Genomic DNA, 23,778 nt, shown 5'->3' on the forward strand with positions numbered 1-23,778 from the left:
TCCTTCATCATAAGTCTGAAAGCTTTTCCGCCATGGCGTTCTGCTTATCCTCTACACTTGCCGTATTGTTTAATTAGCCGGAGTAAACCCATGCCTGTCATTACCTGTGTAGAAGACCTGCGCCTGCTCGCCAAAAAGCGCGTCCCAAAAGCTTTTTATGATTATGCAGACAGCGGCTCTTACACAGAATCGACTTACAAGGCCAATACCAGCGATCTGGCAGCCATCAAGTTAAGGCAGCGCGTCGCCATCAATGTTGAACATCGCTCTACCCGCACCACCATGATAGGCCAGGAAGTCAGTATGCCGGTGGCAATAGCGCCAACTGGTTTGACAGGCATGCAATGGGCCAATGGTGAAATGCTGGGTGCGATAGCAGCAGAAAAATTTGGCATCCCCTTCACGCTGTCGACCATGAGCATCTGTTCGATTGAGGATGTCGCCAGCGTCACCACCAAGCCTTTCTGGTTCCAACTGTATGTCATGCGCGACCGTGGCTTTGTCAAAGAACTCATACAAAGGGCCAAGAATGCCAAATGCTCCGCATTGGTACTCACGCTGGATTTACAGATACTGGGGCAGCGCCATAAAGACTTGAAAAATGGCATGTCGGTTCCACCCAAGCTGACACTCGCGAATGTGATCGACCTGGCCACCAAACCGGCCTGGGCGCTGCGAGCCTTAACTGGCCGCAAGACTTTTGGCAATCTGGTGGGTCACGTCAAGGGTGGCGACGGCATAGTCACGCTGAGTCAATGGACCGCCAGCCAGTTCGACCCTACCCTGAGCTGGGATGACGTCGCCTGGATCAAGAAGGAATGGGGCGGCAAGCTGATACTCAAAGGTATACTCGATGTAGAAGATGCCAGGCTGGCAGTAGCCGCCGGTGCTGATGCCATCGTTGTCAGCAACCACGGAGGTCGCCAGTTGGACGGTGCGATGTCATCGATACAGGCATTGCCAGCAATCGTCGATGCGGTTGGTCACCAGACCGAAGTCTGGTTTGACGGTGGCATACGTACAGGACAAGACATACTCAAGGCCACCGCCCTTGGTGCCAAAGGCAGCATGATAGGTCGTGCCTTTTTATATAGCCTGGGTGCCATGGGTGAAGCCGGCGTAACTACCATGCTGGAAATCCTGCAAAAGGAACTGGATGTCAGCATGGCCTTGACGGGGACCAAGGATATTCGTGAAGTCAATGCATCGAATATCATACGCGCTTAAGTCATACGGACTTAATGGCAACACCCGGTATAAAAAAAGTGCGTGCGCTTCAGTTTTTATACCGGGGAAATATCACCTCAAAAATCGTTCCCTGCCCCTGGCTGCCGGTCAGCACCTTGATCTCTGCCTTATGGTCTGTTGCGATATCCCTGACGATGGCCAGCCCCAGGCCGCTGCCGTTTGACTGATCACTGATGCGATAAAAACGGTTGAATATCAATTCCTGATCTGAAGATGCAATGCCGGGGCCGGAATCATCTACTTTCAGCAGCACCTTGTCTTGCAGGCTCAGGCAACTGACCGTGATGGTTCCCTGTGCTGGCGTATAACGAATCGCATTGTCGATCAGGTTATCGATCAGGTCACGCAACAAAAAGCGGTTTCCCATGATATCGCCGGGTGATAAATCAAAACCCAGGTCAATATTTTTTTTGTCGGCCTCTTCTATGAAATGCTGTATCGCCTCTTCCACCAGCTTGTCCAGTGCTACCTTCTCAAGATAGGCTTCAACAAACTGGCTGGGCTCTGCCCTGGCCAGTGACAGGAACTGGTTGGTCTGTCGTATCACGCGCTCACTCGATGACAGCATCAACTCTATGGAGCGACTGGTTTCGTCATCCGCCACATAGCGCTGCTGCAGCCATTCGATCTGCATTTTCAGGCCGGCCAGTGGTGTTCTTAACTGATGCGCCACATTCGCGACAAAATCACGCTGCGCAGCAGCGCCAACCTGTACTTTACTCAACAAATCATTCAGCGCCAATACCAGGGGCTGCAACTCCAGTGCGTTATGCTCGACGTCAATCAGGGACAAATCATCATAGCTGCGCGAAGCCAGGTCAGCACGCATTTTCTTCAAGGGCAACAAGCCTTTTGACACCGCAAACCAGACGATGAGGATGGACATGACTGCCAGCAAGCCTTCCATCAGCAGCAGGGTAGTAAAAATCTCGGAACGGATATTATTCCTGCGCCTCAAGGTTTCACCTACACCGATGAAGACTGGCTTGCCATCCACCATGGCCTTGAGTGAAATAACGCGTATTCCACCGCCGCGCATCATGCCGTCATAGGCCAGGGGTTCATTCAGCTGTTCAGAAGTGCGCAAGGATGGGAAATCAGCATCACCGGCGATAGTTTTGCCTGCAGCATTCCTGACGATGAAATAAATAGGGTCAAAATGACCAACGCGCAGAACCTGTTCAGCTTGCGGTGGCAAGTCGATGGCGACATCGGCACTGACCAGTTTCAACCTCGGCACCAGTGCCCAGGCGGTATCTGTCAGGCCTTCATCAAAGGCGGCATTGGCTGGCTCCCAGGCGAGGCGATAAATCAGGATGGCGCCAAGGATGTTGGTGATCAACAAAGGCGCTATCAGCCATTTCAGCAGGCGCAGGCGTATGCTGGCATTCATCAACTGGTTTTCTCCAGCATGTAGCCAAAGCCCCTGATGGTTCTGATAGTGACACCCGCATCCAGGATTTTGCTGCGTATCCGCGAGACATACACTTCAACCGCATTCAGCGTGATGTCTTCCCCCCAGGGCAGGATGGCATCAATGATTTGCTGCTTGGATACCACGCGGGCGACCTGCTGCATCAGATATTCCAGCACAGCCCATTCACGTACCGACAATTCGATTGCCTGGCCGTTTACACGGGCACGCTTGGCCGTCTGGTCCAGGGTCAAGCCTGCCAGTTGCATGGCCGTGGCTTCTGGTGCACTACGCCTGACCAGGGCCTTGATACGCGCCACCAGTTCTGGCGTGGCGAAGGGTTTGACCAGGTAATCATCTGCCCCCAGTTCAAGCCCGTGCACACGGTCCTGGATAGAATCTCTTGCCGTCAGCAGCAACACCGGCAAATTGGCATTCTGGCTACGCAAACGCCTGACAACCTCAAAGCCATCAATGCCAGGAATGCCGATATCCAGCACCATCACTGAGATTTCCGAACGTTGCAATGCCGCCAGCGCATCGTGGCCATTGTGGACAATATCAATCACCATACCGTGCGCTTTAAGATTTTTGGAGATGCCATCCGCAATCACGGTGTCATCTTCAACCAACAAGACATGCATAGAATATCCAGATGAGCATATGAACAACCTGGGTATTTTACTCTTTCACCTCCGGTTCCATGGCCCCTCCCCGTTATTTTTCATTGTCAGCTTATTGTCAGCCTCCTGTCATGTTGACGACAGAATGCCTTGCTATCCTGCCTCAAAATTTGTAATTGACTATTTGCTGCGGCAAACACCTGGCTGCTTTAGTTTGCGTTGCTGTCAGGTGAATTCCCTTGAGGTGGAAATGAATAAGAACAATACCAGTCTGCATACGCTAAGCGTACTGCTCGCCCCCGTCTGTCTGAGCATGCTGCTGTCTGGCTGCAACAAGGCAGAGGCCCCGGCATCCAAAAAAGAAATAACCGATGAAGCCAAGTTGCCCATGATCCGGGAAGCAGCAGGGATACGCCTGCCTGAGGCATCGCCATTACGGAAATCTATCGCGGTTGCCACTGTGACTGAACAGACGGTAGAACGCGCCATCATCATTCCCGGCACGATAGAGCTGGATGCGGCAACATCCATCAAGGTAGTTCCCCCGGTAGCCGGGCGCATACTGCAATTGAACAAACGTCTGGGCGACAAAGTCAGCGTGGGCGATGTGCTGTTTTCTATAGACTCTGCCGATATTGCCACGGCCTACAGTGATGCCAGCAAGGCGCAAAGCGCACTTTTATTGTCTAAACGCAATCTGCAGCGCCAGAAAGACCTGGTAGATGCAGAAATTGCTGCACGCAAGGATTATGAGCAGGCAGAAGCAGATTATTCCCAGGCCAGCTCGGAAGTAGGCAGGACCAAAGCCCGGCTGGCACAGCTAGGCGTCAGCCAGGATGGTGGTGCCGGTCACCATTACCAGTTGCGTTCTCCAATAGCCGGACGTGTCATTGAATTAAGTGCAGCGCAAGGTGGTTTCTGGAATGACACCAACGCGCCTTTGATGACCGTAGCTGACTTGTCAACTGTCTGGATGACCGCCAGTGTCGCCGAGAAAGACCTGGCACTGGTGTTTGTCGGACAGGCCGCCAAAATCACGCTGAATGCTTACGACAATGAAGTCTTCGAAGGCAAGATACGCTATGTCGGTGATGTCATTGATGCAGATACCCGCAGCGTCAAGGTCAGGATTGCGATTGACAACAAGGCTGGGCGTTTCAAACCTGGCATGTATGCCAAGGTCAATCTCAGCGGCCAGGCGCACCAGGCACCTGCCATCCCTGCCTCAGCCGTGGTACAGAATGGTTTTAATACACGTGTGTTTGTAGAAAAAACACCCTGGGTATTTGAACCGCGCATCGTCAAGACCGGTGCGCAAGTGGGCGACAAACTGGAAATCCTGTCCGGTCTGAAAGCGGGTGAGCGCATAGTCATCAAAGAGGGAGTGCTCCTCAATGATTGAAAATATCGTCAAAGTCAGTTTTGCCCGGCGCGGCATCGTCTGGCTGGTTTTTATCCTGGTCGCCATGTATGGCATCTATTGCTGGAACCAGTTGCCGCTGGAGGCTTATCCCGATATCGCCGATACCACTTCACAGGTAGTGACACAGGTCAGTGGTCTGGCGGCCGAAGAAGTTGAAAAGCAGATCACGATACCACTGGAACGTGAAATCATGGGTACGCCCGGCATGCATGTGATGCGTTCCAAAAGCACTTTCGGCCTGTCCCTGATCACCGTCGTGTTCCAGGATGGTACGGAAGATTACTGGTCACGCCAGCGTTTGCAGGAGCGCATCAGCGCCGTTACCCTGCCCTATGGTGCGCAGCCTGGTCTTGATCCGCTGACATCGCCCATAGGAGAGATATATCGCTACACGCTGGAATCCAAGAGTCGTGACCTGCGTGAATTGTCCGAACTGCAGTTCTGGAAAGTAATCCCGCGTCTGAAGCAGGTGGCGGGTGTGGCCGACGTCACCAATTTTGGTGGCATCACCACACAGTTCCAGCTGGAATTTGAACCAGAAAAACTCAGTAAATATAACCTGAGTCTGGCGCAAATCACGCAAGCAATCAGTGCCAATAATGCCAGTGCTGGCGGCAGCATATTGACACGCGGGCAGCAAGGTTTTGTCGTACGTGGCATAGGCCTGATCAGCGGCCTGGATGATCTGGGCAATATCATGATCACGCAAAAAAATGGCGTGCCGGTCTTGCTGAAAGACCTGGGTGAAGTGAAGCTGGGGAATCAGGAACGCAGTGGCATACTCGGCAAGAATGAAAACCCTGACACAGTAGAGGGCATCACTTTGCTGCTGAAAGGTCAAAATCCATCCAAGGTGCTGGAGGGCGTGCATGCCGCAGTAAAAGACTTGAATGAGAATATCCTGCCCAAGGATGTCAAGGTCGTGCCTTACCTGGACCGCACCATGCTGGTGGAGGCAACCCTGCACACGGTAGGCAGGACCCTGCTCGAAGGCATGGTACTGGTGACGCTGGTGTTACTGCTTTTTCTCGGTAGCCCGCGTGCCGCGCTGATTGTTGCAGTGACGATACCCATGTCTTTGCTGACGGCCTTCATCTTCATGCACCATTTCAAGATACCGGCTAATTTGCTGTCGCTGGGTTCCATCGATTTCGGTATCGTGGTGGATGGTGCGATTGTGGTCATGGAGCAGATACTGCGCAAGTTTGAAGAAGATGGCGGCAAACCCCTGACGGCCAAAGATGTGATGACAGCCGCCTTGCAGGTCAGCAAACCCATCTTTTTCGGCATGGTCGTGATTATCACTGCCTACCTGCCGCTATTCATGTTCCAGCGCATAGAGTACAAATTGTTTTCACCGATGGCATTTGCGATAGGCTTTGCCCTGCTCGGTGCACTGGTGGTCTCGCTGGTACTGATACCTGGCCTGGCCTATGAAGCGTATAAAAAGCCACGCAAGGTATTTCATAACCCGGTGCTGGAAAAATTCGCTTCCATCTATAAACCCGTCCTGGAAAAAGTCGTCAACTCACCCCGTTTGACGATTGCGGCCTTTGTGTTTGCCTTTGCCGCCGTCGTGGGCCTGGGTGCCAGCATAGGCCGTGATTTCTTGCCTACCCTGGACGAGGGTTCGATCTGGCTGCAGGTCACTTTGCCGCCAGGTATCTCTCTGGAAAAAGCTGGCAGCATGTCTGATGAACTGAGGAAAGCCACGATGGAGTTCAAGGAAGTGTCCGCCATCGTCACGCAACTGGGGCGCAACGATGAAGGAACGGACCCATGGACACCTTCCCACATCGAGGTCAGCGTCACCCTGCACCCGTATGACACGTGGAAATCTGGCTGGAGCAAACAAGAACTCATAGAAAAAATGGCGCAGCGCTTTGAGAAGTTACCTGGCACCCATGTCGGCTTCACCCAGCCTATGATAGATGGCGTACTCGACAAGCTCGCTGGTGCCCATAGTGACCTGGTGGCCAAAGTGTATGGCAATGATTTCAAGGAATCACGCCGTATTGCCAGGGAAGTAGAAAACACGCTGAAAGCTGTGCCTGGTGCAGAAAATGTCATTATCGAACAGGAACCGCCCTTGCCGCAAATACGCATAGAAGTCGATCGCGCCGCGTGTGCCAGGTATGGCGTCAATGTCGCCGATATCACCGACCTGATAGGCACTGGCATAGGTGGCAAACCCATCGCCCAGTTGTTTATTGATGAACGTCACTATGACATAGGTATACGCTTCAACAAGGCATCACGCAGTACGCCAGACGCCCTGGGCAACCTGATGCTGACCTCATCCAGCGGTGCCAGGATCCCGCTGGCGCAGGTAGCCAGCATACGCCTTGATGATGGCGAAAGCACCATCACGCGGGAAATGGGCAAGCGCCACCTGACCGTCGGTCTGGGATTGAAAGGGCGCGATCTGGCTTCTTTCCTTGATGATGCCAAGGAACAGGTGGAATCCAGGGTCAACTACGATCATTCCAAATTCCAGATTACCTGGGGCGGCCAGTTCGAGAACCAGCAACGCGCCCAGGCCAGGCTGGTGGTGATTTTGCCAGTCGTGGTGGCGCTGATGTTCATTCTGCTGTTTGGACAATTCCGGAACCTGCGTCAACCGGCGCTGATATTGATGGCCGTGCCACTCGGTGCCATCGGTGGTTTGTGTGCCCTGCATTTGCGCGGCATGACGCTGAATGTATCCAGCGCAGTTGGCTTTATCGCCCTGTTTGGGGTTGCCGTGATGGATGGGATTTTGATGGTGTCGAATCTGAATCGCTTGCGTGCTGAAGGTAAATTGTCATTGCGGGACGTGGTATTGCATGGCGCCCGCGAACGCTTCCGCCCGGTCTTGATGACCGCCAGCGTTGCTGCCCTGGGATTGCTGCCCGCTGCCATCGCCCACGGTCTGGGCAGTGATGTGCAGCGCCCACTGGCCACGGTCGTGGTGGGTGGTTTGATCACGGCAACCGGCCTGACTTTGGTATGGCTGCCAGGTCTCTACTACCTGATAGAAAAATATATAGAAAACAAAAACAGTAAAACTGCCGCGCACCATGATGCCAGCGTAGCAGATGCAGTGTAAGGAATCATCATGCAAAAAATCAAGAAGCAAAAATCTCGTGCCCTGCCGCTGATGTGCGGTCTGTTGCTATTGTTGTTGCAGCTGCCAGCTCATGCACAGGTCAATGTGCAGACAAATACGGTCAGCATGCAGCAATACCTGGCTGCAGTAGAAAACAATAGTCTCGATTTACAAGCGCAGCAAGAACTCATCGCCAGTGCCAGGGCCGGCATCTCCATCGCCGGTGTGCGACCAGACCCACAATTCACGGCAGGTATTGACTCCAAGGAAATGTATGGCCCGAACAAGCCCAATACTGCGACTACGTCGATAGCAGGCATCGCCATTACTGTGGAAACTGCCAACAAGAGGGGGGCAAGAATACAGGCAGCCGAGAGCAATGTCCGCTTCACCGAAGCCGGTGTCTCAGCCTACCGGCGGCAACTATTGAGCGATGCCTCCAACGCATTTACAGAAGCCTGCCGTTCTGCGATGTCACTCGCACGCCGGGACAGCAGCCTGAATGCCATGCGCGATATTGTGAAAATGAATGAAGCACGCTTTAAAACTGGCGACATAGGCAAGCAGGAATTGGTGCAGTCAAAAGTCGAAGCCGATCGCTTTGCCATGGATGTCACCAGTGCCCGCGCTGATACTATCAATGCGGAAGCACAATTATCGAATTTCCTGGGGAAGAGCTACCAAGAGATTTTTGCAGACAGAAAATTGGATTGCAGCTATCAGCAGGACGATGTGATAGCAGACCTGGCCACGCTGACACGGCAAGCCCTGGAAAAACGGGAAGACATACAAGTAGCACGCTCAGCCAGTGAGAATGCCAAAGATAATATAGAACTGGCAAGAGCCAATCGCTGGATAGATCCAGTAGTCAATCTTGGTATCAAGAACACGCCGAGGGTGAATGCGATACAGAATGCCAGCGGCACAGTCACGAATTCTCCGGCGGAGCGTTCGAGTCCGCTGAGCCTGACCGTTACGATTCCTATTCCTTTTTCACGCATGCAAAGCGGAGAATTAAGCCAGGCGCAATCAGCGCTGACACAGGCGCAACTGCAATTGCGCTCAACGCTGATGAGGGCAGAAACTGAGGTAAGAGGCAGCTATCTGCAATATCAGGCTGCTTTGCAAAATATCAAAAACTATAAGGAACACGTGCTCGATGATTCCGATCGTTTACTACAGAGCGTGCGTACCAGCTATCGCAAAGGGGCAGCGTCGATGCTGGAACTCTTGAATGCTCAGCGCAATGCCGATGAAATTTATCAGGCTTATCTGCAGGCAGAAGCTACTCTGGCGATTGCCAGAATCAAGCTGCAACAAAGCACTGCTTACCAGATGAAATAAGGCAATGAAATAAACCGATCGCATTGCAGGTGAACGAAGCATAAAAGCATGGGCAAGCCCATGCTTTTTTAACTTCATTTTTGGAGACTGACCCATGCATATGCATGGGCCAAATTCATTACTTAAGCAACCTGACGCTGCAATTGATTTTGAGCCTGGTTTTGTGACTCTACCAGTTGCAGATTGTCACCATCAATCAGGATGCGGCGCGGTTTGTGTGCTTCTGGAATTTCACGCACCAGTTCTATACTTAACAAACCATTGTCGAGACGCGCGGTGACGACCTTGACATGGTCAGCCAGGCGGAAACGGTGTTCAAAATCACGAGAGGCGATGCCACGGTGCAGGAAGTTGCGTGTGCCTTCAGCTTTTTGACGGCGACCGACAATTTTCAGAGTATCGCGTTCGGTTTCAATGTCGATTTCGCTGCGGTCAAAACCTGCAACTGCCATGGTAATTGCATACTTATCTTCTGCAATCAACTCGATATTGTAAGGGGGATAGCTGGGTGCTGTTTCCGCACGTTGAGCATCGTCAAATAACTGGGCCAGGCGGTCAAAGCCGATAGCGGAACGGTACAGAGGAGCGAAGTCAAAATTACGCATGATAATATCCTTATAAATTGAAGCGATATAAATTAAAATTTTAGAAACTATTTTTGAAACTCTTTTTGAAACTTTTATTACTGTGACGCTTATTACTTCTAGTTCGCAGACCTCAGCTTCGAGCATCTGCTGAGTAGAAAATGGCGCTGGTGCCAAGAGTTTCAAGACCCCAATATCAAATTTTTTTTCTTAAATAAAATTTATTAATTTCAGATTATTCTCAGCAGCAATATTTACAACAGTTCAAAGAAAAACAGGAAACAGGCATGGCCAAGCTTTACTTCAGATATTCAGCAATGAACGCAGGAAAATCCACGGCACTTTTACAAGTCGCCCACAACTACGAAGAGCAGGGACAAAAAGTCCGGCTCTACACTGCGGCCATTGATAACCGCTATGGCGCAGGCAAAGTCACTTCCCGCCTTGGCCCACAAAGGCAGGCAGAAGTCTTTGACACAAATTTTGATTTTCTGGCAGAAACACCCAAGGTCAGTTGCGTGCTGGTGGATGAAGCACAATTCCTGTCGGCTGATCAGGTAAGGCAATTACATCAGTTGGCACAGGTGCGCGGTGTGCCAGTAATTTGCTATGGCTTGCGCAGTGATTTCCTGGGCGAGCCATTCACCGGCTCAGCATATTTGCTGGCATTGGCGGATGATATAGAAGAATTAAAAAACATCTGCGCCTGCGGTAAAAAAGCCACGATGAATATCCGTGTTGATGAAAACGGCAGGCGCATGAAAACTGGCGAGCAGATTGATATCGGTGGGAACGAACGTTATCAACATGTATGTGGCCGCTGTTTTTACGCTGGCTAAAAACAAAAGAGCAGGCCCATGAGCCTGCTCTTACAATGTAAGCTAAACCAGCTTTAGAGCACCTTCAAAAACTCCGTCAAATCATTAATTTCCTGCGGCGTAAACCCTATATTGAAACGCTTGTCATAGAACTTCACGACATCACTTATTTCTACCATACCCCCATTATGGAAGTAAGGTGAACGGGCTTCTATGGCGCGCAGGCTGGGGACTTTGAAGCGACCTATGTCTTTCCATTTCCCTGTTGCCATGGCGCTGCCAGGATCTGTGGTCTCCACGATTTCACCAGTCAATTTATTCCTGAGTGTGTACAAAGGCATGTCAGGCGTGCGCAAGCTGGCATCTGATACGCCAGTATTAAACAGACGTGGCACCGAATGAGAACCTACGTTACCTACGCTATGGCAACTGGTGCAAGTAGCGCGCTGCAAGGGTAAACGCAATTCATCATTGAAACCGGCAACACGGGTGATGTTAAAGGGCTTGTTATTGAATATTTGCTCGCCCCTGGCAATCGAGCCCCTTGCAAGATTGATAGCCGTTGGTGGCTGTGGTGGCTGCGGCGGGCGCCCCTGTACGGGTGGATTAGGTGGTGTTGGCCTGTCGAGACCGCGCCATGCCGTAAACATGTTCATGACATTGCGGTCGAATGGGGTACCCGTCACATAGTCGCCGACATCGAGATCATTGATACCGAAATAAAAATTGTTCTTTGCCAGTTCAGCAGGGCCACCTTTGGCACCGGCATCTGTCAGGTTACCCGCGACCAGGCTGGTGATTTGCGCAGTGAATAAAGTCTTTTCAAAATCGACGATACTGCGTTGTTCGGTTGCAGTCAAACCTTGTGCCGCTTGCGCATGACCGGTGACGGCGCTATTCGACTGATGCAGCAAATCAAAATCGGTGGAAGAAAAACATTGCAATGGGCGAGTATTGCGTATGCACAAATTGGATCTGGCATCGGTGAAAGTTTCTCGGCCATCCCACATGACCGTGCTCAGGAATTTCAGGTTGGTGGTTGGCAAAGGGCGACGAAATAGCGATATCTCTTTTGCGCTGGCATAGCCATAAGGATCATCTGCCTTGACCAGGGTAAATTCAGCATCGGCAGGCACCGGCAAACCCACCCTGATGAGACCCTTGGTCAGCAACATATTATATGCCAGGCGTTTTTGATCCATGGTAGCGACTAAAGCATTCGGTGAGTTCGCGCCATCCACCAATCTGAAAACTGGATCATCACCATTGGTCTGTACGAATCTGTCTTTTAAATTATCAGGGTTGATGCTCCAGCCATGACTCTCCTGATGACAAGTGGCACAACTGCGGCCATTGCCAAGGGCTTTGAAGAAGGCATTATTCTTATCTATGCTGCCAGTGGTGGATACTGTCAGTGCTGTCCCTTCTCCATTCGCAAAAGGCACCAGTGAAGGCGGGTCGGCAGGCGGCGCTGCTGGCGCAGGTGCAGCAAGGCTTGATGATGTTGCTACCGGCGGTACAGCTTGCACTGCTGCATTACTGTTCGATCCCGTTGTGCTGGTATCACCGCCACAGGCAGCCAGGCTCATCAGGATTAATATGGCGCTGGCTATCTGCACCCTGCGACGCATTCCATGCATGGCTGGAAAATTCGATTCTGTATATGATTTCATTTGAAGTCCCCCTTGGAGTTTAATTTTTTCTACTCTAGAAGCCCGGCATTCTCTGCACTAAGTTCTGAGACTGGATAGAGGATGATTTTTGAATGTGAAGAAAAAATGAAGAAAAGGGTTTTTTTTAAATATCGCTGGCACAAAATTCAAAAAAATATTTTTTTAATGATTCTCGTCTTTACTTCATGATTCCTCCATAATTGGCTGGCACCATGGCAAATCAATACAATTCAATACGATCCGGGAGCCTCGAAGTATGCGTCTGACCATCGCCCGCAAGCTTGCTTTGGCCATTACGGCAATTGTGATTATCAGCATAGGCACGCTGGCCTGGGTCACCAGTCAAAACCTGAAAAGTGGCTTTATTGCCTACCTCAGTGACCTGGAGCGGCAAGACCTGGTCAGGCTCAGCACTTTGCTGGCAGAAGACTATCGCCAAAATGGCAATTTCGATCGCTTCCAGGCTAACCGCCGTCCCATGCGCGATTTACTGGATCAGATACGCAGCAAACCCCGTCCAGAAAATGAGGATGCCCCTCCACCACCACCTCGCAGAAGACAGCGCGAAGGCGAAACTGAAGATCAAAATGACCAGCGCCCACCTCCTCCACCAAGAGGCCAGGACAGGCCGCCACGTGATGCGCCACCTGAACAAAGGCCGCCGATAGATCCCATGAACTTTGGGCAAAGACTGTCACTGATCGATAAAGATGGACATGCACTGATAGGCCCAGGCGATGCTCCAGGTGGCAGCATAGTTCCCATCATGCTGGGTAATGAAAAAATAGGCATGCTCAGGCTGGCCCCCTTGCGGCAAATATCGAATGCCAGTGCCATGGATTTTGTCAGTGTGCAAATACGTCATACCTTGTGGCTGGCATTGGCACTGATACTGGTATCGCTGGTATTTTCGCTATGGCTGGCCAGGCATTTATTACGCCCTTTAAAATCCCTGCATCAGGTCACTGCAAAAATTTCCAAGGGACAGCTCGACGCCAGGGCAGAAAGAGTCAGTCAGGATGAACTCGGTGATCTTGCGCGCGATATCAACAGCATGGCACAGAACCTGGAGAGGAATGAAGCGCAAAGAAGCAAGATGCTGGCCGATATCTCCCATGAATTGCGCACTCCGCTAACCGTCATACAGGGCGAGATAGAAGCCCTGATGGATGGCGTGCGCCATATCACACCAGCGGCACTGGAATCTTTGCATGCAGAAGTACGCCACCTGAACAAGCTGGTGGATGATCTGCGCCAATTAACGCTGGCCGATGCCGGTGACCTGCATTATCAATTCCAGGCCATGGATTTGCGCCCCATGCTGGCAGACCTGCTGCAACGCTTTGGCTTGCGCATAGAGCAAGCTGGCTTGCGTCTGGAAAGTCATCTGGGTGATATGCCAGCCTGGATTAATGCCGACGGTGGTCGCCTGACCCAGGTACTCAGTAATTTGCTGGAAAACAGCGTACGCTATACCGATAACGGCGGTGTCATTTTGTGCACGCTGATACGCAATGGTGCTCTGCTGGAGCTACGCCTGGAAGACAGTGCGCCCGGTGTGCCAGATGCCAGCCATGCCCTGTTATTTGATCGTCTGTACAGAGCCGACAGTGCGCGCAACCGCGCCAGCGGTGGCAGCGGATTGGGGCTGGCGATTTGCAAGGTCATTGTTGAAGCCCACGGTGGACGCATCAGCGCTTCTGCTTCACAATTGGGCGGAGTGAAAATACTCATGCAATTGCCTTTTATCAAGACACCAAACTAATCTCATGGATACCAAGGCCCACATATTCATTGTTGAAGATGACTTGAAAATCGCTGCCCTGCTCAAGGATTATTTGCTGGCGGCTGGATATCAGGTCAGCCATGAAGCCAATGGCAGGCTAGCGCTGGAACAATTACGCTTATCTCCACCAGACCTGATCTTGCTTGACCTGATGTTGCCTGAACTGGATGGCATCAGCATTTGCAATGAGGTGCGCAAATTCAGCCAGGTGCCCATCATCATGCTGACTGCACGCGTAGAAGAAGTTGACCGCTTGCTGGGCCTGGAAACCGGTGCCGACGACTATGTCTGCAAACCCTTCAGCCCGCGTGAAGTGGTGGCGCGTGTCAAGGTACATTTGCGCCGCAGCATGGCTGGTCTGATTAAGCAACCGGCTACTGAACAATCACGTTTTGCCATCGACAAACAGCAACTGCGCATACTGGTCGATGCCCAGCCCTTGAATCTGACACCAGTAGAATATCGCTTGCTGGCAGAATTCATCAGCCATCCTGAACGTGTTTTCTCACGCCAGCAATTACTCGACTTTGCGCATGAAGACCAGCGTGACATCAATGACAGGACGGTGGATACGCACATCAAGAACATACGCAAAAAGATACAGGGCAAACTGCCAGGCAATGAATGTCTGCATTCTGTGTATGGTGTGGGTTATCGTTTTGAACTGCCACTGTCAATTTAAAAGTTGCAGGAAAAAAGATGTCCTGTATGCTTGACTTAGAGTCCACTCTAAGTTCTATGATCAAACCGTGACCAAACAATTCATTTCCATAGGCGAACTGGCTGTCCTGACAGGCTTGTCTGCTTATACCTTGCGCTTCTATGAAAAAGCCGGGGTATTGCAGGCGGCAAAAAGGGCTGACAACGGCCACAGGCGTTACAACAGTCAGGATGTCCTGTGGCTGGAGTTTGTGCTGCGCCTGAAGCAAACCGGCATGCCGCTGGCCGACATACGTGAGTATGCGCAGCTCAGGGCAGATGGGGAAATGAGTTTGCAACAGCGGCTGACGATGCTGGAGCTCCATCGTCAGCGCCTGGCCACCACCATGTCTGAGCTTGCAGCAAATGCCAGCGCCCTGGATGACAAGATTACTGTTTATCAGAAAATGATACGCAAGTCTGGCAAGAAAAAGAAAGTCTGATCATGGATCAAAACACGAATGCACTCACTAGCGAACGTTATCAGCGTGGCTGGAAGAAATTGAGAGAGATAGATGGTGAAGCAGGTGAAAAAGTCATAGCATCGCTGGCCGATATAGCGCCCGACTTTGCCCGTTACGTGATTGAATTTCCATTTGGGGATATTTATTCACGCCCGCAACTGGATTTGAAATCACGCGAAATCGCCGTAGTCGCAGCGCTGACGGCCCTGGGAAATGCCACGCCCCAGCTCAAGGTGCATATACAGGCGGCCTTGAATGTAGGATGCACGCGGGAAGAAGTGATCGAAGTGATCATGCAAATGGCGGTGTATGCGGGTTTTCCAGCTGCACTGAATGGTTTGTTTGCCGCGAAAGAAGTGTTTGCCGCACTGGATACAGCCGATTAGATTGGCAGGCAATAACTCTGTTTGACGGTATCCATGACAACCGTGGTCTGGAACTTGAGGATATTGTCATTGGTGAAGAACACGGCGCGGGTGAAGCGTTCATAGGCAGCCATGTCTGTGGTTTGCACAATGAGCATGAAGTCAAATTCACTCGCCAGATAAAAGCATTGCTGCACCTCGGTCAGGGCTTGCATGTCTTGCTTGAAGCTGTCGATGACTTCGCCCAGGCCTTTTTTGAAAGCCACCTCAACCATGACAGTCAAAGGATAGCCAACTGCCTGGGGGTTGACTATGGCCACCTCGGCCCTGATCACGCCTTCTTCACGCAATTTGCGTATGCGCCGCTGCACGGCAGTGGCAGACAAGCCTATGTCCGCCCCTATCAGCTCGGCTGAGTGGCGGGCATTATTTTGCAGGTAACGCAAAATGGCAAGATCAGAGCCATCCAGTATCATTGCTTGAGGATAACAAGTTCATAGAGGGAAACCTATTATGAACCGATATCCTTAACAAGCGGCAATTAATTTGCCTTGAAGAAATAATATGTGGCTTTATAAGGTGTACGTGTTTCTGCACCGATCTGGAAATCCGAGCATCCTGTCAGAGGGGCTTTACCGCCCACGGTGACTACGCGCTGTATACTGGTCACCTTGGAGAACGTGCCAGTCGCTGAGCTGGATTTTGCTTTCAGCAATAACCAGGGGATAGCATTGGTATCGACGCTGTCGCTCTTGGCGACTACTTCGCCGACTACTTTGCTGCCATCAGCGGCTTCCCAGGTTGGGCCTTCATAATGCTTGCCCAGTTTGGGGCTGGTAGGGTCATGGCTGGCGTATAGCTCGGCTTCTGGTGAGCGGAATACCCATTCAAACTTTTTAGGGCCGCCTTTATTGGCTCTGCAGTCATAGATCTGCACGCCGGTTGCAGCCATCTGGAAGGCCAGTACTTCACCAGCAGGCGCTTTCAGACTGACTGGCACGCTAACGACCTGGGCAGCTGGCACCACTGGGCCAGCTGTATGTTTAACAGGCGCGGTAGAGCAGGCTGACAGGATAGCGGCAGTAGCGATACTGCCAGCGATAGCGATTTTCTTCATTTCTTATACCTTTCAATTAAATGTTCAAGGTGCTCAATCACCACGATCAGCAGGTAATGCTTGATGTATTCAGGGGCTAAGGCTTGCATCAAGCACTCGCACGATCATACTCTGCAATGGGGCATGCCATTGCCATCATTACCGGTTGGGGGAGTGTAAATCTGGATCGGGCAGATTTTAGCAATGGTGTTTCAAAATAAATAAAACACTTACTGAATTTTACATCCTCATCATAGGAGTGCCAGCCCTACTTAAGTATGGTTGGCAATAGTGCTGCTTATTCCAGGGCCTGACAATTTTGCCTTGAGTTTTAACCAACAGCCATAATCCCTTCGTGGGACAATAGCGCTCAGACATCTGGCCTGTATATGATCAGGCATTACCAACATCACGAATTTGTGGATCAGGCTTCATGAGCAACAAGAACAAGAAGGAAACAAGAAATCAAGGTGGCAAGCCATTGCTGCATGCGCGCAACCGCCATCAGGGCCGCTATGATTTTCCTGCCCTGATCAAGGCAGAGCCTGCGCTGGAGCACATGCTCATCAGCAACCCTGCTGGCGAGACCAGCATCAATTTTGCCGACCCACTGGCAGTAAGGCTGCTCAACAAGGCTTTGCTGCAAAGCAGCTACGACGTGCGCGGCTGGGATATTCCCCCAGAAAATCTCTGCCCGCCCGTGCCAGGCAGGGCTGACTATCTGCATTATCTGGCTGACTTGCTCGCTGACAGCAATCAGGGGCGTGTGCCCAAAGGCAAACAGATCACGGCTTTGGATATTGGTACTGGTGCCAGTTGCATCTATCCCTTAATCGGTGCCAGCGAATATGGCTGGTCATTTTGCGCCAGCGACATCAACCAGGCTTCGCTGACAAATGCGCAGGCCATACTTGAACACAACCCGAACCTGGGCAAGCAAATACAACTGCGTCATCAGGCCAATGAACTATCCCTGTTCAAAGGCATAGTCGCTGATGACGAATGGTTTGATGTCAGCCTGTGCAACCCGCCATTTCATGCTTCGGCCGAAGAAGCACGGGCGGGCAGCACGCGCAAATGGGAAAACCTGAACAAAACTGGCAAAGCAGAGCAGGCTGAGCCAGTGCTGAACTTCAGTGGCCAGGCGGCAGAGCTATGGTGCGAGGGTGGGGAGCTGGCTTTTATCGAAAAAATGATCAGGGAAAGCGCGGCTATACCCACAAAAATCTTATGGTTTTCTACCCTGGTGTCAAAGTCAGCCAATTTGCCTGCAATCCATGCGGCATTGAAGCAGGTCAAAGCCTGTGATGAGAAAACCATTATCATGAGCCAGGGTAATAAAGAGAGTCGTCTGGTCGCCTGGACTTTCTTGAATGCAAGCCAACAAGCTGCCTGGGCTAAATTGCGTTGGTCAAATAACAAGAGATAAAGCCTTCAACCGAGTATTTGCCTTCCGTACAGAATATAATCTTAACTATAGCGCCTGCCCCTGGCTTACAATCTCGTTCGTCTTCTGGATTGCAACCCTGAAAGAGCAGCAAACAAGCAATAGATATAGGTAATAAGTGCGTCGCGTGATTTACTTTTGAGCAAATGTGTCAAGGATAACAATGAAACGTGTAGATGATTTCCGCCTGAAGCTGGGCAAAGATGAGCTGGTTCCTATCATGATCGGTGGCATGGGTGTTGATATCTCCACTGCTGAACTGGCGCTGGTTGCTGCACGTCTGGGTGGGGTTGGTCATATTTCTGATGCCATGGTGCAGGATGTCTCGGACCGTCGTTTTGACACCAGCTTTGTCAAAGAGAAGACCAAATTCTACAAATACAATATTAACAACTCCGACAAGACTGACATCAAGTTCAACCTCGAGCAATTGGCCGAAGCCACCCGCATGCACGTGGGCAAGACTATGGAAGCCAAGCAGGGCACGGGCATGATCTTTGTCAATTGCATGGAAAAGCTGACCATGAATGGCCCACGCGAAACCCTCAAGGTACGCCTGGAGTCTTCACTTGATGCCGGTATTGACGGCATCACCATGAGTGCCGGCCTGCATCTGGGTTCCTTTGGCCTCATCGCTGAGCACCCGCGCTTTCGCGATGCAAAGCTGGGCATCATCGTTTCTTCAGTACGTGCGCTGCAATTATTCCTGCGCAAGAATTCGCGTCTGAACCGTTTGCCAGACTATGTCATCGTTGAGGGCCCGCTGGCTGGTGGCCATCTGGGTTTTGGCATGGACTGGGCTGAATATGATCTGCAAACCATCATCACTGAAATCGTCCAGTACCTGAAGGCAGAAAACCTGGACATCCCGCTGATTGCGGCTGGTGGTATCTTCACAGGCAGCGATGCCGTGTCTTTCATGGAAAACGGTGCTGCCGGTGTACAGGTAGCGACCCGCTTCACTGTCACCAATGAATGCGGCCTGCCTGCCAGCGTGAAACAGGAATACTTCAAGGCCAGTGAAGGCGATATCGAAGTCAATAATATCTCGCCTACCGGCTACCCTATGCGCATGCTGAAGAATACGCCAGCAATAGGCGATGGCATACGCCCTGGTTGCGAGTCTTATGGCTATCTGCTGGATGGCAATGGCAACTGCGCCTACATCACATCCTATAACCGTGAAGTGGCAGCGCACCCTGATGCCAAGAAAGTCTCGGTCATGGACAAGACTTGCCTGTGCACCCACATGCGTAACTTCAATTGCTGGACTTGTGGGCAAATGACCTACCGCCTGAAAGACACGACCCGCAAACTGCCGGATGGCACTTATGAATTGCTGAGTGCCGAACATGTGTTCCGCGATTATCAATTCAGTGTAGATCACCAGATTGCCCTGCCGGTTTAAATCACTGGCCTGAATACAAAACGCCGCTTTAGCCTTTGAGGAAAGCGGCGTTTTTCATGTGCACAAGCAATCAGAGTTCAGATGGCTTTTTGCTGGCAATGGTTTTCCAGTTGGTTTTTGCAAGATCGATATTGCCCGCAATGTCCTTTGCCCAGATCGCACGGATCTTGGTATCGAGATTGAAGTAGAGTTTGTTATCGACGATGTCATACACGTCCGGGTCAGCAACAAATTTCTTGCCTATCGATGCACCATAAGCGCAGTAGCCACCAAAGGCCGGCAGGTATTTCTCTGGATTCGCCAGGAAAGTCTTTTTGTTTTCTTCGCTGGTGAACAGGTAATCAACCCCATCTACAGTTGCCACATGGTGACCGGTGCCATGGGCTGGTTTTTCGCTGGTGAAGAAGGTAGTGAGATCATAGCCACGTGCACCTATGACACTATTGGCGACCGTATCAGCTACGCTGATGCCCGGCACCGCTGCCAGGGACAATGCGGCTACTGCTGACAAGAAGATGAATTTGATTTTGCTGACCAGGCTGCTGGAAGTGCGTGATATGGATGTGAGTGACATAGCGTGCTCCTTTAAATGGTTGAAAGCGGATTTGAGATTCGCCTTGCTCATGCGCAGCGAATGACACTCACTTTAATTCAGTTCATCAAAGTAAAGAATAGCCATAATATTGAATTCATTATTCCTCGAAATGGAATAATAACCATCGAATTTGATTTGGCACTCTCTGCGTGCAAACTCATGCCATGCAGAAATATTTGCTTACATTTTGGTGCAGGCACTTACACTCACTGGTATCACAAGCAATATATTTCCCTTTAATTGCCCTCATCCGTAACAAATCCACTGGTATCAGCCTTGGCATGAAAAATGCTGCAATGCACATGCTTGTGTGTCATTGACGATGTTTTTTAAAAAGGCTAGCTTGATGAAAATACGCGTGCTCTCCAGCTTCTTGCTCTCACTCTCTTTCAGCCTCTTGCTGTGCAGCGGCACTTGCAATGCACAGGCAGAATCCCCTACAACAGCATCAGTGACTGCAGCCACTGCACCTGCAATTGCGGTGGTAGCCCCACCAGCCATGACCAAGCCGGGCATGATCGCCGCTGACAAGATCAGTGCTGGCGACACCGCCTGGATGCTGACATCGACCGCACTGGTATTACTGATGACCATACCCGGCCTGGCCCTGTTCTATACCGGCATGGTGCGCAAGAAAAATGCCCTGGGCACGATGGCGCATAGCCTGGCAACCACCTGCATCGTCACGGTCTTATGGGTGGTGCTGGGTTACAGCCTGGTGTTCACGGCAGGTTCGCCTTATCTGGGCAGCATGGACAGGTTCATGCTGCACGGCGTGAGCTTTTTGAAAGAAGCCGGGCAGCTCAGCGTGCATCAACTGGCACCGACAATACCAGAGAGCGTATTCCTGATGTTCCAGATGACGTTTGCGATTATCACCCCTGCCCTGATCACCGGTGCCTTTGCCGAACGGATGAAATTTTCTGCCCTGCTGCTGTTCATCACGCTGTGGTCCTTGCTGGTGTATGTGCCAGTCGCGCACTGGGTATGGGAACCGGCAGGCTGGCTGGCAGCGCGCGGCGTGCTGGATTTTGCCGGTGGCACTGTGGTGCATATCAATGCCGGGGTATCTGGTCTGGTGGCTGCACTGATAGTCGGACCACGTCTGGGTTTTGGCAAGGAACCCATGCCGCCACATAATTTATTGCTGACTGCGATAGGTGCATCGCTGTTATGGGTGGGCTGGTTTGGTTTCAATGCAGGTTCTGCCGGTGCAGCAGATGGCCGCGCCGGGCTGGCGATGCTGGTGACACAGGTGGCAACAGCGATGTCTGCACTAGCTTGGATGTTTGTTGAATGGCTGCGCCGTGGCAAACCCTCGGTGCTGGGCATAGTCTCTGGCGCGGTCGCTGGCCTGGTAGCTATCACGCCCGCCTCCGGCTTTGTCGATCTGACGGGTGCGCTGGTGATAGGTGCTGTAGCTGGCGTGGCATGCTATTGGGGAGCGACTTCACTCAAATCCCTGGGTGGTTATGACGATTCACTGGATGTATTTGGCGTGCATGCCATAGGTGGCATAGTCGGCGCACTGCTGACTGGCGTATTTGCGTTGAAGAGCATAGGCGGTGCCGATGGCAGCCTGGCGACCCAGGCCTTTGGCGTCATCGTTACTGTGATTTATTCGGGCGCTGTGACAGCAGCCATTTTATGGCTGGTCAAAGTGACCGTTGGCTTGCGCGTCACCAATGAGCAGGAAAGAGAAGGACTTGATCTAGAACTTCACGGGGAGCATATCTTATGAGTACCAGCAGCCTGATACAAAATGCCATGTCGGATAATCTTGCCTTCTCTCTCATGGCAAGACTGCACGTGATTTTACGGCGGCAAAATGGCCGCGTCACTGACATAGAATACATGCGCGTCAACCCAGGCTATTGTCGCAGCATACTGGACATGGCGCTGGAATTACCGAATCAGGATTTGCACGACATTTGCCAAAAGCTGGATGAAATTTATTTTGGCGAAGATGGCTTGTTCGTCACGCCACCACCGTCTGATCCTTTGATCAACAGACTGGTAGCGAGAAAGCAAGTCAGTAAAACGGGCTTGCTGGTTAACAACAGACTGGACGACAGTGCCATGACTAATATACCTACTATGCCCGCACCAGTGCTGGACCACAATGCCATGGTTGACCAGACTTATATAGGCCGTTTGCGCTAGGCCTTTTTGCATGATCACAAGAAAGCCGTGCATTGTGCGCGGCTGGCGGTCGTGGCCTGCTGTTCTTCAGTTACAATCCTCCAGAAAAAGCATGCGATAAATAATCAGCGGGCAAGCTATCCATTCTGGGCAGGTAATGAAAAAGACTCTCTACGACATACTTTCAGTTGAAGCGGACGCCACGCCCGAACAGATACGTGCAGCTTATCAGCGCGCCACGGCTGAACTCGATAACGAAGGGCAGCATGACCCCAACAAAAAGGTCATCTTGCGTGAAGCCTTTGAATTGCTGCTCCATCCACAAAAAAGAGCCAGTTATGATGCCAGGCTGGCCAGACAGAACAATTTGCCGGCACAAGCCATAACAAATCAGGACAAGCAAGCAGTGGCGGCTCCAGTGGCAAATCCATCGAAGCCCAAAAACTGGTTTGCGCCTGTCATATTAGGCATTTTACTGCTGGCGGCTGTCGCCACGTGGTGGTCTGTAAAACAGAAAGAAGAACGCAACAAACTCAGGGATAATCCTGTCGCCAGTGAAGTCATGCCTGCACCGGCGACAATTAACATGCCAGCACCAGCACCGCAGGCAATCACTATTTCTGCCAATACGGAGGCAGGCAAGACGGCTGAAGAAATTTATGCTCTGCGTTCGCCCAGTATCGCCCTGATTTCCGTATTTTCACCAACCGGTGTACAGGTGGCGATTGGTAGTGGTGTCATGATAGAGCAACAGGTGCTGATTACGAATTGCCATGTCACCCGCAACGGCGTGCAGTACAAGGCCAAGATAGGCCAGGAATTTTTAGCTGCCACTGTCATCATGGCTGATGAAGAATTTGATTTGTGTCGCCTCAGCGTACCAGGTTCAACAGCACCAGCGGTAGAACTGGGCAGCACAGACAATCTGCGCATAGGACAAAAAGTGTTCGCGATTGGTGCACCTCAAGGGCTGGACCTGACCATCAGCGATGGCATTGTTTCATCCCTGCGTACTTTGGCTAGCGGCAAGGTCATCCAGACTACGGCGCCAATTTCGCCAGGTTCCAGCGGCGGTGGATTGTTTGACAATGCAGGCAAGCTGGTGGGTATCATGACCTTTCAACACAGACTCGGGCAAAACCTGAATTTTGCCGTTCCTGCCGACTGGATCAGGACCATGTCTTCGCGCAGTGCCACCAACCAGAGCGTAGGTGCGCTGACCATGAGCAGCATAGATGGCAACAGCAACAGCAACAGCAACAGGAGCGACAACAATCAACAGGCTTCGTCAGCCCAGCAAGCGAATGCAAAAGTTTTAGGCAACTGGCTATGCTATGGTGTATTGACTGGTTACAGCATGGATCTATTGTTCAATAAGAATGCCCAAATGACGGGTGCCATGAATGGCAAGAAATTTTCGGGCACTTATTATTTTGACGGCAAATCACTCACTCTCAGTGGCGGCGGATCTTTCTCTGGCGTCGTCGAGGAACTTAGCGATTACAAGATGGTGATCAATGCAGGTAAAGCCGCACGCCTGGTTTGCAATAAAAAATAAGAA

21 protein-coding genes are annotated in these 23,778 nt (G+C 51.4%); 14 read left to right on the plus strand and 7 right to left on the minus strand.

The features are described from left to right. Positions 1–90: 90 nt before the first annotated feature. Positions 91–1,227, plus strand: a complete 1,137-nt coding sequence (locus tag ACO0LD_RS13505; RefSeq protein ID WP_423007564.1) for an alpha-hydroxy acid oxidase — start codon at positions 91–93, stop codon at positions 1,225–1,227. A 49-nt stretch (positions 1,228–1,276) separates the two neighbouring features. On the opposite strand, the gene ACO0LD_RS13510 is transcribed toward ACO0LD_RS13505, so the two are convergent. Together ACO0LD_RS13510 and ACO0LD_RS13515 are read right to left on the minus strand one after the other, a co-directional pair. After that, positions 1,277–2,641, minus strand: coding sequence for a sensor histidine kinase N-terminal domain-containing protein (locus ACO0LD_RS13510; RefSeq protein WP_423007566.1), 1,365 nt, complete (start codon positions 2,639–2,641; stop codon positions 1,277–1,279). Then, the gene (locus ACO0LD_RS13515; RefSeq protein WP_423007568.1) at positions 2,641–3,306 is read right to left on the minus strand and encodes a response regulator transcription factor; all 666 of its coding nucleotides are present in this window, start codon (positions 3,304–3,306) and stop codon (positions 2,641–2,643) included. Before ACO0LD_RS13515 ends, ACO0LD_RS13510 begins: the two co-directional genes overlap by 1 nt. A 229-nt stretch (positions 3,307–3,535) precedes the next feature. On the opposite strand from ACO0LD_RS13515, the gene ACO0LD_RS13520 reads away from it, so the two are divergent. From ACO0LD_RS13520 to ACO0LD_RS13530, 3 genes are read left to right on the plus strand one after another with little or no spacing between them, the layout of a single operon-like run. Further along, a complete protein-coding gene (locus ACO0LD_RS13520) occupies positions 3,536–4,687 on the plus strand; it encodes an efflux RND transporter periplasmic adaptor subunit (RefSeq protein ID WP_423007570.1) in 1,152 nt (383 codons plus the stop codon). Next, a complete protein-coding gene (locus tag ACO0LD_RS13525) occupies positions 4,680–7,796 on the plus strand; it encodes an efflux RND transporter permease subunit (RefSeq protein WP_423007572.1) in 3,117 nt (1,038 codons plus the stop codon). The genes ACO0LD_RS13520 and ACO0LD_RS13525 overlap by 8 nt, the downstream gene beginning before the upstream one ends. Positions 7,797–7,805: 9 nt before the next feature. Further along, the gene (locus tag ACO0LD_RS13530) at positions 7,806–9,140 is read left to right on the plus strand and encodes a TolC family protein (RefSeq protein WP_423007574.1); all 1,335 of its coding nucleotides are present in this window, start codon (positions 7,806–7,808) and stop codon (positions 9,138–9,140) included. 122 nt (positions 9,141–9,262) lie between these two features. Here ACO0LD_RS13530 and ACO0LD_RS13535 read toward each other — a convergent pair whose 3' ends face one another. Further along, the gene (locus ACO0LD_RS13535) at positions 9,263–9,745 is read right to left on the minus strand and encodes an Hsp20 family protein (RefSeq protein WP_423007576.1); all 483 of its coding nucleotides are present in this window, start codon (positions 9,743–9,745) and stop codon (positions 9,263–9,265) included. Between the two features lie 266 nt (positions 9,746–10,011). Here ACO0LD_RS13535 and ACO0LD_RS13540 point away from each other — a divergent pair, with 266 nt between their 5' ends. Further along, entirely contained in the window at positions 10,012–10,563 is a 552-nt protein-coding gene (locus ACO0LD_RS13540) for a thymidine kinase (protein ID WP_423007578.1), read from the plus strand. 53 nt (positions 10,564–10,616) lie between these two features. On the opposite strand, the gene ACO0LD_RS13545 is transcribed toward ACO0LD_RS13540, so the two are convergent. Beyond that, positions 10,617–12,215, minus strand: coding sequence for a cytochrome C (locus ACO0LD_RS13545; protein WP_423007580.1), 1,599 nt, complete (start codon positions 12,213–12,215; stop codon positions 10,617–10,619). Positions 12,216–12,471: 256 nt separating this feature from the next. Here ACO0LD_RS13545 and ACO0LD_RS13550 point away from each other — a divergent pair, with 256 nt between their 5' ends. The 4 genes from ACO0LD_RS13550 to ACO0LD_RS13565 all read left to right on the plus strand — a co-directional run bounded on the left by ACO0LD_RS13550 (position 12,472) and on the right by ACO0LD_RS13565 (position 15,550). Then, positions 12,472–13,980 carry an ATP-binding protein gene (locus ACO0LD_RS13550; RefSeq protein WP_423007582.1) on the plus strand — a complete coding sequence of 503 codons (1,509 nt, stop codon included), beginning with the start codon at positions 12,472–12,474 and terminating at the stop codon, positions 13,978–13,980. Between the two features lie 4 nt (positions 13,981–13,984). Further along, a complete protein-coding gene (locus tag ACO0LD_RS13555; protein ID WP_423007584.1) occupies positions 13,985–14,683 on the plus strand; it encodes a response regulator in 699 nt (232 codons plus the stop codon). 67 nt (positions 14,684–14,750) lie between these two features. Continuing rightward, a complete protein-coding gene (locus ACO0LD_RS13560) occupies positions 14,751–15,143 on the plus strand; it encodes a MerR family transcriptional regulator (RefSeq protein WP_423007586.1) in 393 nt (130 codons plus the stop codon). A gap of 2 nt (positions 15,144–15,145) precedes the next feature. After that, complete coding sequence (locus tag ACO0LD_RS13565; protein ID WP_423007588.1) at positions 15,146–15,550, plus strand: carboxymuconolactone decarboxylase family protein; 405 nt, start codon at positions 15,146–15,148, stop codon at positions 15,548–15,550. Here the strand turns inward: ACO0LD_RS13565 and ACO0LD_RS13570 are convergent. Together ACO0LD_RS13570 and ACO0LD_RS13575 are read right to left on the minus strand one after the other, a co-directional pair. After that, positions 15,547–16,005 carry an Lrp/AsnC family transcriptional regulator gene (locus tag ACO0LD_RS13570; protein ID WP_423007590.1) on the minus strand — a complete coding sequence of 153 codons (459 nt, stop codon included), beginning with the start codon at positions 16,003–16,005 and terminating at the stop codon, positions 15,547–15,549. The two genes, ACO0LD_RS13565 and ACO0LD_RS13570, sit on opposite strands and share 4 nt — an antisense overlap. Before the next feature lie 65 nt (positions 16,006–16,070). Beyond that, positions 16,071–16,646, minus strand: coding sequence for a DUF3455 domain-containing protein (locus ACO0LD_RS13575; RefSeq protein ID WP_423007592.1), 576 nt, complete (start codon positions 16,644–16,646; stop codon positions 16,071–16,073). A gap of 412 nt (positions 16,647–17,058) precedes the next feature. Between ACO0LD_RS13575 and rlmF the strand changes: the two genes are divergently transcribed. Together rlmF and ACO0LD_RS13585 are read left to right on the plus strand one after the other, a co-directional pair. Continuing rightward, complete coding sequence (rlmF, locus tag ACO0LD_RS13580) at positions 17,059–18,054, plus strand: 23S rRNA (adenine(1618)-N(6))-methyltransferase RlmF (RefSeq protein ID WP_423007594.1); 996 nt, start codon at positions 17,059–17,061, stop codon at positions 18,052–18,054. A 181-nt stretch (positions 18,055–18,235) separates the two neighbouring features. Then, complete coding sequence (locus ACO0LD_RS13585; protein ID WP_423007596.1) at positions 18,236–19,480, plus strand: nitronate monooxygenase; 1,245 nt, start codon at positions 18,236–18,238, stop codon at positions 19,478–19,480. Between the two features lie 70 nt (positions 19,481–19,550). Here the strand turns inward: ACO0LD_RS13585 and ACO0LD_RS13590 are convergent, their stop codons facing one another. After that, on the minus strand, positions 19,551–20,054 hold the full coding sequence (locus ACO0LD_RS13590; protein WP_423007598.1) for a YHS domain-containing (seleno)protein: 504 nt from the start codon (positions 20,052–20,054) through the stop codon (positions 19,551–19,553). 367 nt (positions 20,055–20,421) lie between these two features. Between ACO0LD_RS13590 and ACO0LD_RS13595 the strand changes: the two genes are divergently transcribed. From ACO0LD_RS13595 to ACO0LD_RS13605, 3 genes are all read left to right on the plus strand, one after another. Further along, positions 20,422–21,816, plus strand: coding sequence for an ammonium transporter (locus tag ACO0LD_RS13595; RefSeq protein ID WP_423007600.1), 1,395 nt, complete (start codon positions 20,422–20,424; stop codon positions 21,814–21,816). Continuing rightward, positions 21,813–22,238: a hypothetical protein gene (locus ACO0LD_RS13600; RefSeq protein ID WP_423007602.1), complete on the plus strand. Its 426-nt coding sequence runs from the start codon at positions 21,813–21,815 to the stop codon at positions 22,236–22,238. The genes ACO0LD_RS13595 and ACO0LD_RS13600 overlap by 4 nt, the downstream gene beginning before the upstream one ends. A 136-nt stretch (positions 22,239–22,374) precedes the next feature. Continuing rightward, on the plus strand, positions 22,375–23,775 hold the full coding sequence (locus tag ACO0LD_RS13605) for a trypsin-like peptidase domain-containing protein (protein WP_423007604.1): 1,401 nt from the start codon (positions 22,375–22,377) through the stop codon (positions 23,773–23,775). Positions 23,776–23,778 lie beyond the last annotated feature (3 nt).

Origin of the sequence: Undibacterium sp. Ji83W (assembly GCF_049340385.1) — a bacterium.
GTDB lineage: Bacteria > Pseudomonadota > Gammaproteobacteria > Burkholderiales > Burkholderiaceae_D > Undibacterium.

What these genes read in the sequence shown, in the direction of transcription:
- ACO0LD_RS13505 (WP_423007564.1), top strand. Translation starts at nt 91, where the DNA reads ATGCCTGTCATTACCTGTGTAGAAGACCTGCGCCTGCTCGCCAAAAAG.
- ACO0LD_RS13510 (WP_423007566.1), bottom strand. Translation starts at nt 2,641, where the DNA reads ATGAATGCCAGCATACGCCTGCGCCTGCTGAAATGGCTGATAGCGCCT.
- ACO0LD_RS13515 (WP_423007568.1), bottom strand. Translation starts at nt 3,306, where the DNA reads ATGCATGTCTTGTTGGTTGAAGATGACACCGTGATTGCGGATGGCATC.
- ACO0LD_RS13520 (WP_423007570.1), top strand. Translation starts at nt 3,536, where the DNA reads ATGAATAAGAACAATACCAGTCTGCATACGCTAAGCGTACTGCTCGCC.
- ACO0LD_RS13525 (WP_423007572.1), top strand. Translation starts at nt 4,680, where the DNA reads ATGATTGAAAATATCGTCAAAGTCAGTTTTGCCCGGCGCGGCATCGTC.
- ACO0LD_RS13530 (WP_423007574.1), top strand. Translation starts at nt 7,806, where the DNA reads ATGCAAAAAATCAAGAAGCAAAAATCTCGTGCCCTGCCGCTGATGTGC.
- ACO0LD_RS13535 (WP_423007576.1), bottom strand. Translation starts at nt 9,745, where the DNA reads ATGCGTAATTTTGACTTCGCTCCTCTGTACCGTTCCGCTATCGGCTTT.
- ACO0LD_RS13540 (WP_423007578.1), top strand. Translation starts at nt 10,012, where the DNA reads ATGGCCAAGCTTTACTTCAGATATTCAGCAATGAACGCAGGAAAATCC.
- ACO0LD_RS13545 (WP_423007580.1), bottom strand. Translation starts at nt 12,215, where the DNA reads ATGAAATCATATACAGAATCGAATTTTCCAGCCATGCATGGAATGCGT.
- ACO0LD_RS13550 (WP_423007582.1), top strand. Translation starts at nt 12,472, where the DNA reads ATGCGTCTGACCATCGCCCGCAAGCTTGCTTTGGCCATTACGGCAATT.
- ACO0LD_RS13555 (WP_423007584.1), top strand. Translation starts at nt 13,985, where the DNA reads ATGGATACCAAGGCCCACATATTCATTGTTGAAGATGACTTGAAAATC.
- ACO0LD_RS13565 (WP_423007588.1), top strand. Translation starts at nt 15,146, where the DNA reads ATGGATCAAAACACGAATGCACTCACTAGCGAACGTTATCAGCGTGGC.
- ACO0LD_RS13570 (WP_423007590.1), bottom strand. Translation starts at nt 16,005, where the DNA reads ATGATACTGGATGGCTCTGATCTTGCCATTTTGCGTTACCTGCAAAAT.
- ACO0LD_RS13575 (WP_423007592.1), bottom strand. Translation starts at nt 16,646, where the DNA reads ATGAAGAAAATCGCTATCGCTGGCAGTATCGCTACTGCCGCTATCCTG.
- rlmF (WP_423007594.1), top strand. Translation starts at nt 17,059, where the DNA reads ATGAGCAACAAGAACAAGAAGGAAACAAGAAATCAAGGTGGCAAGCCA.
- ACO0LD_RS13585 (WP_423007596.1), top strand. Translation starts at nt 18,236, where the DNA reads ATGAAACGTGTAGATGATTTCCGCCTGAAGCTGGGCAAAGATGAGCTG.
- ACO0LD_RS13590 (WP_423007598.1), bottom strand. Translation starts at nt 20,054, where the DNA reads ATGTCACTCACATCCATATCACGCACTTCCAGCAGCCTGGTCAGCAAA.
- ACO0LD_RS13595 (WP_423007600.1), top strand. Translation starts at nt 20,422, where the DNA reads ATGAAAATACGCGTGCTCTCCAGCTTCTTGCTCTCACTCTCTTTCAGC.
- ACO0LD_RS13600 (WP_423007602.1), top strand. Translation starts at nt 21,813, where the DNA reads ATGAGTACCAGCAGCCTGATACAAAATGCCATGTCGGATAATCTTGCC.
- ACO0LD_RS13605 (WP_423007604.1), top strand. Translation starts at nt 22,375, where the DNA reads ATGAAAAAGACTCTCTACGACATACTTTCAGTTGAAGCGGACGCCACG.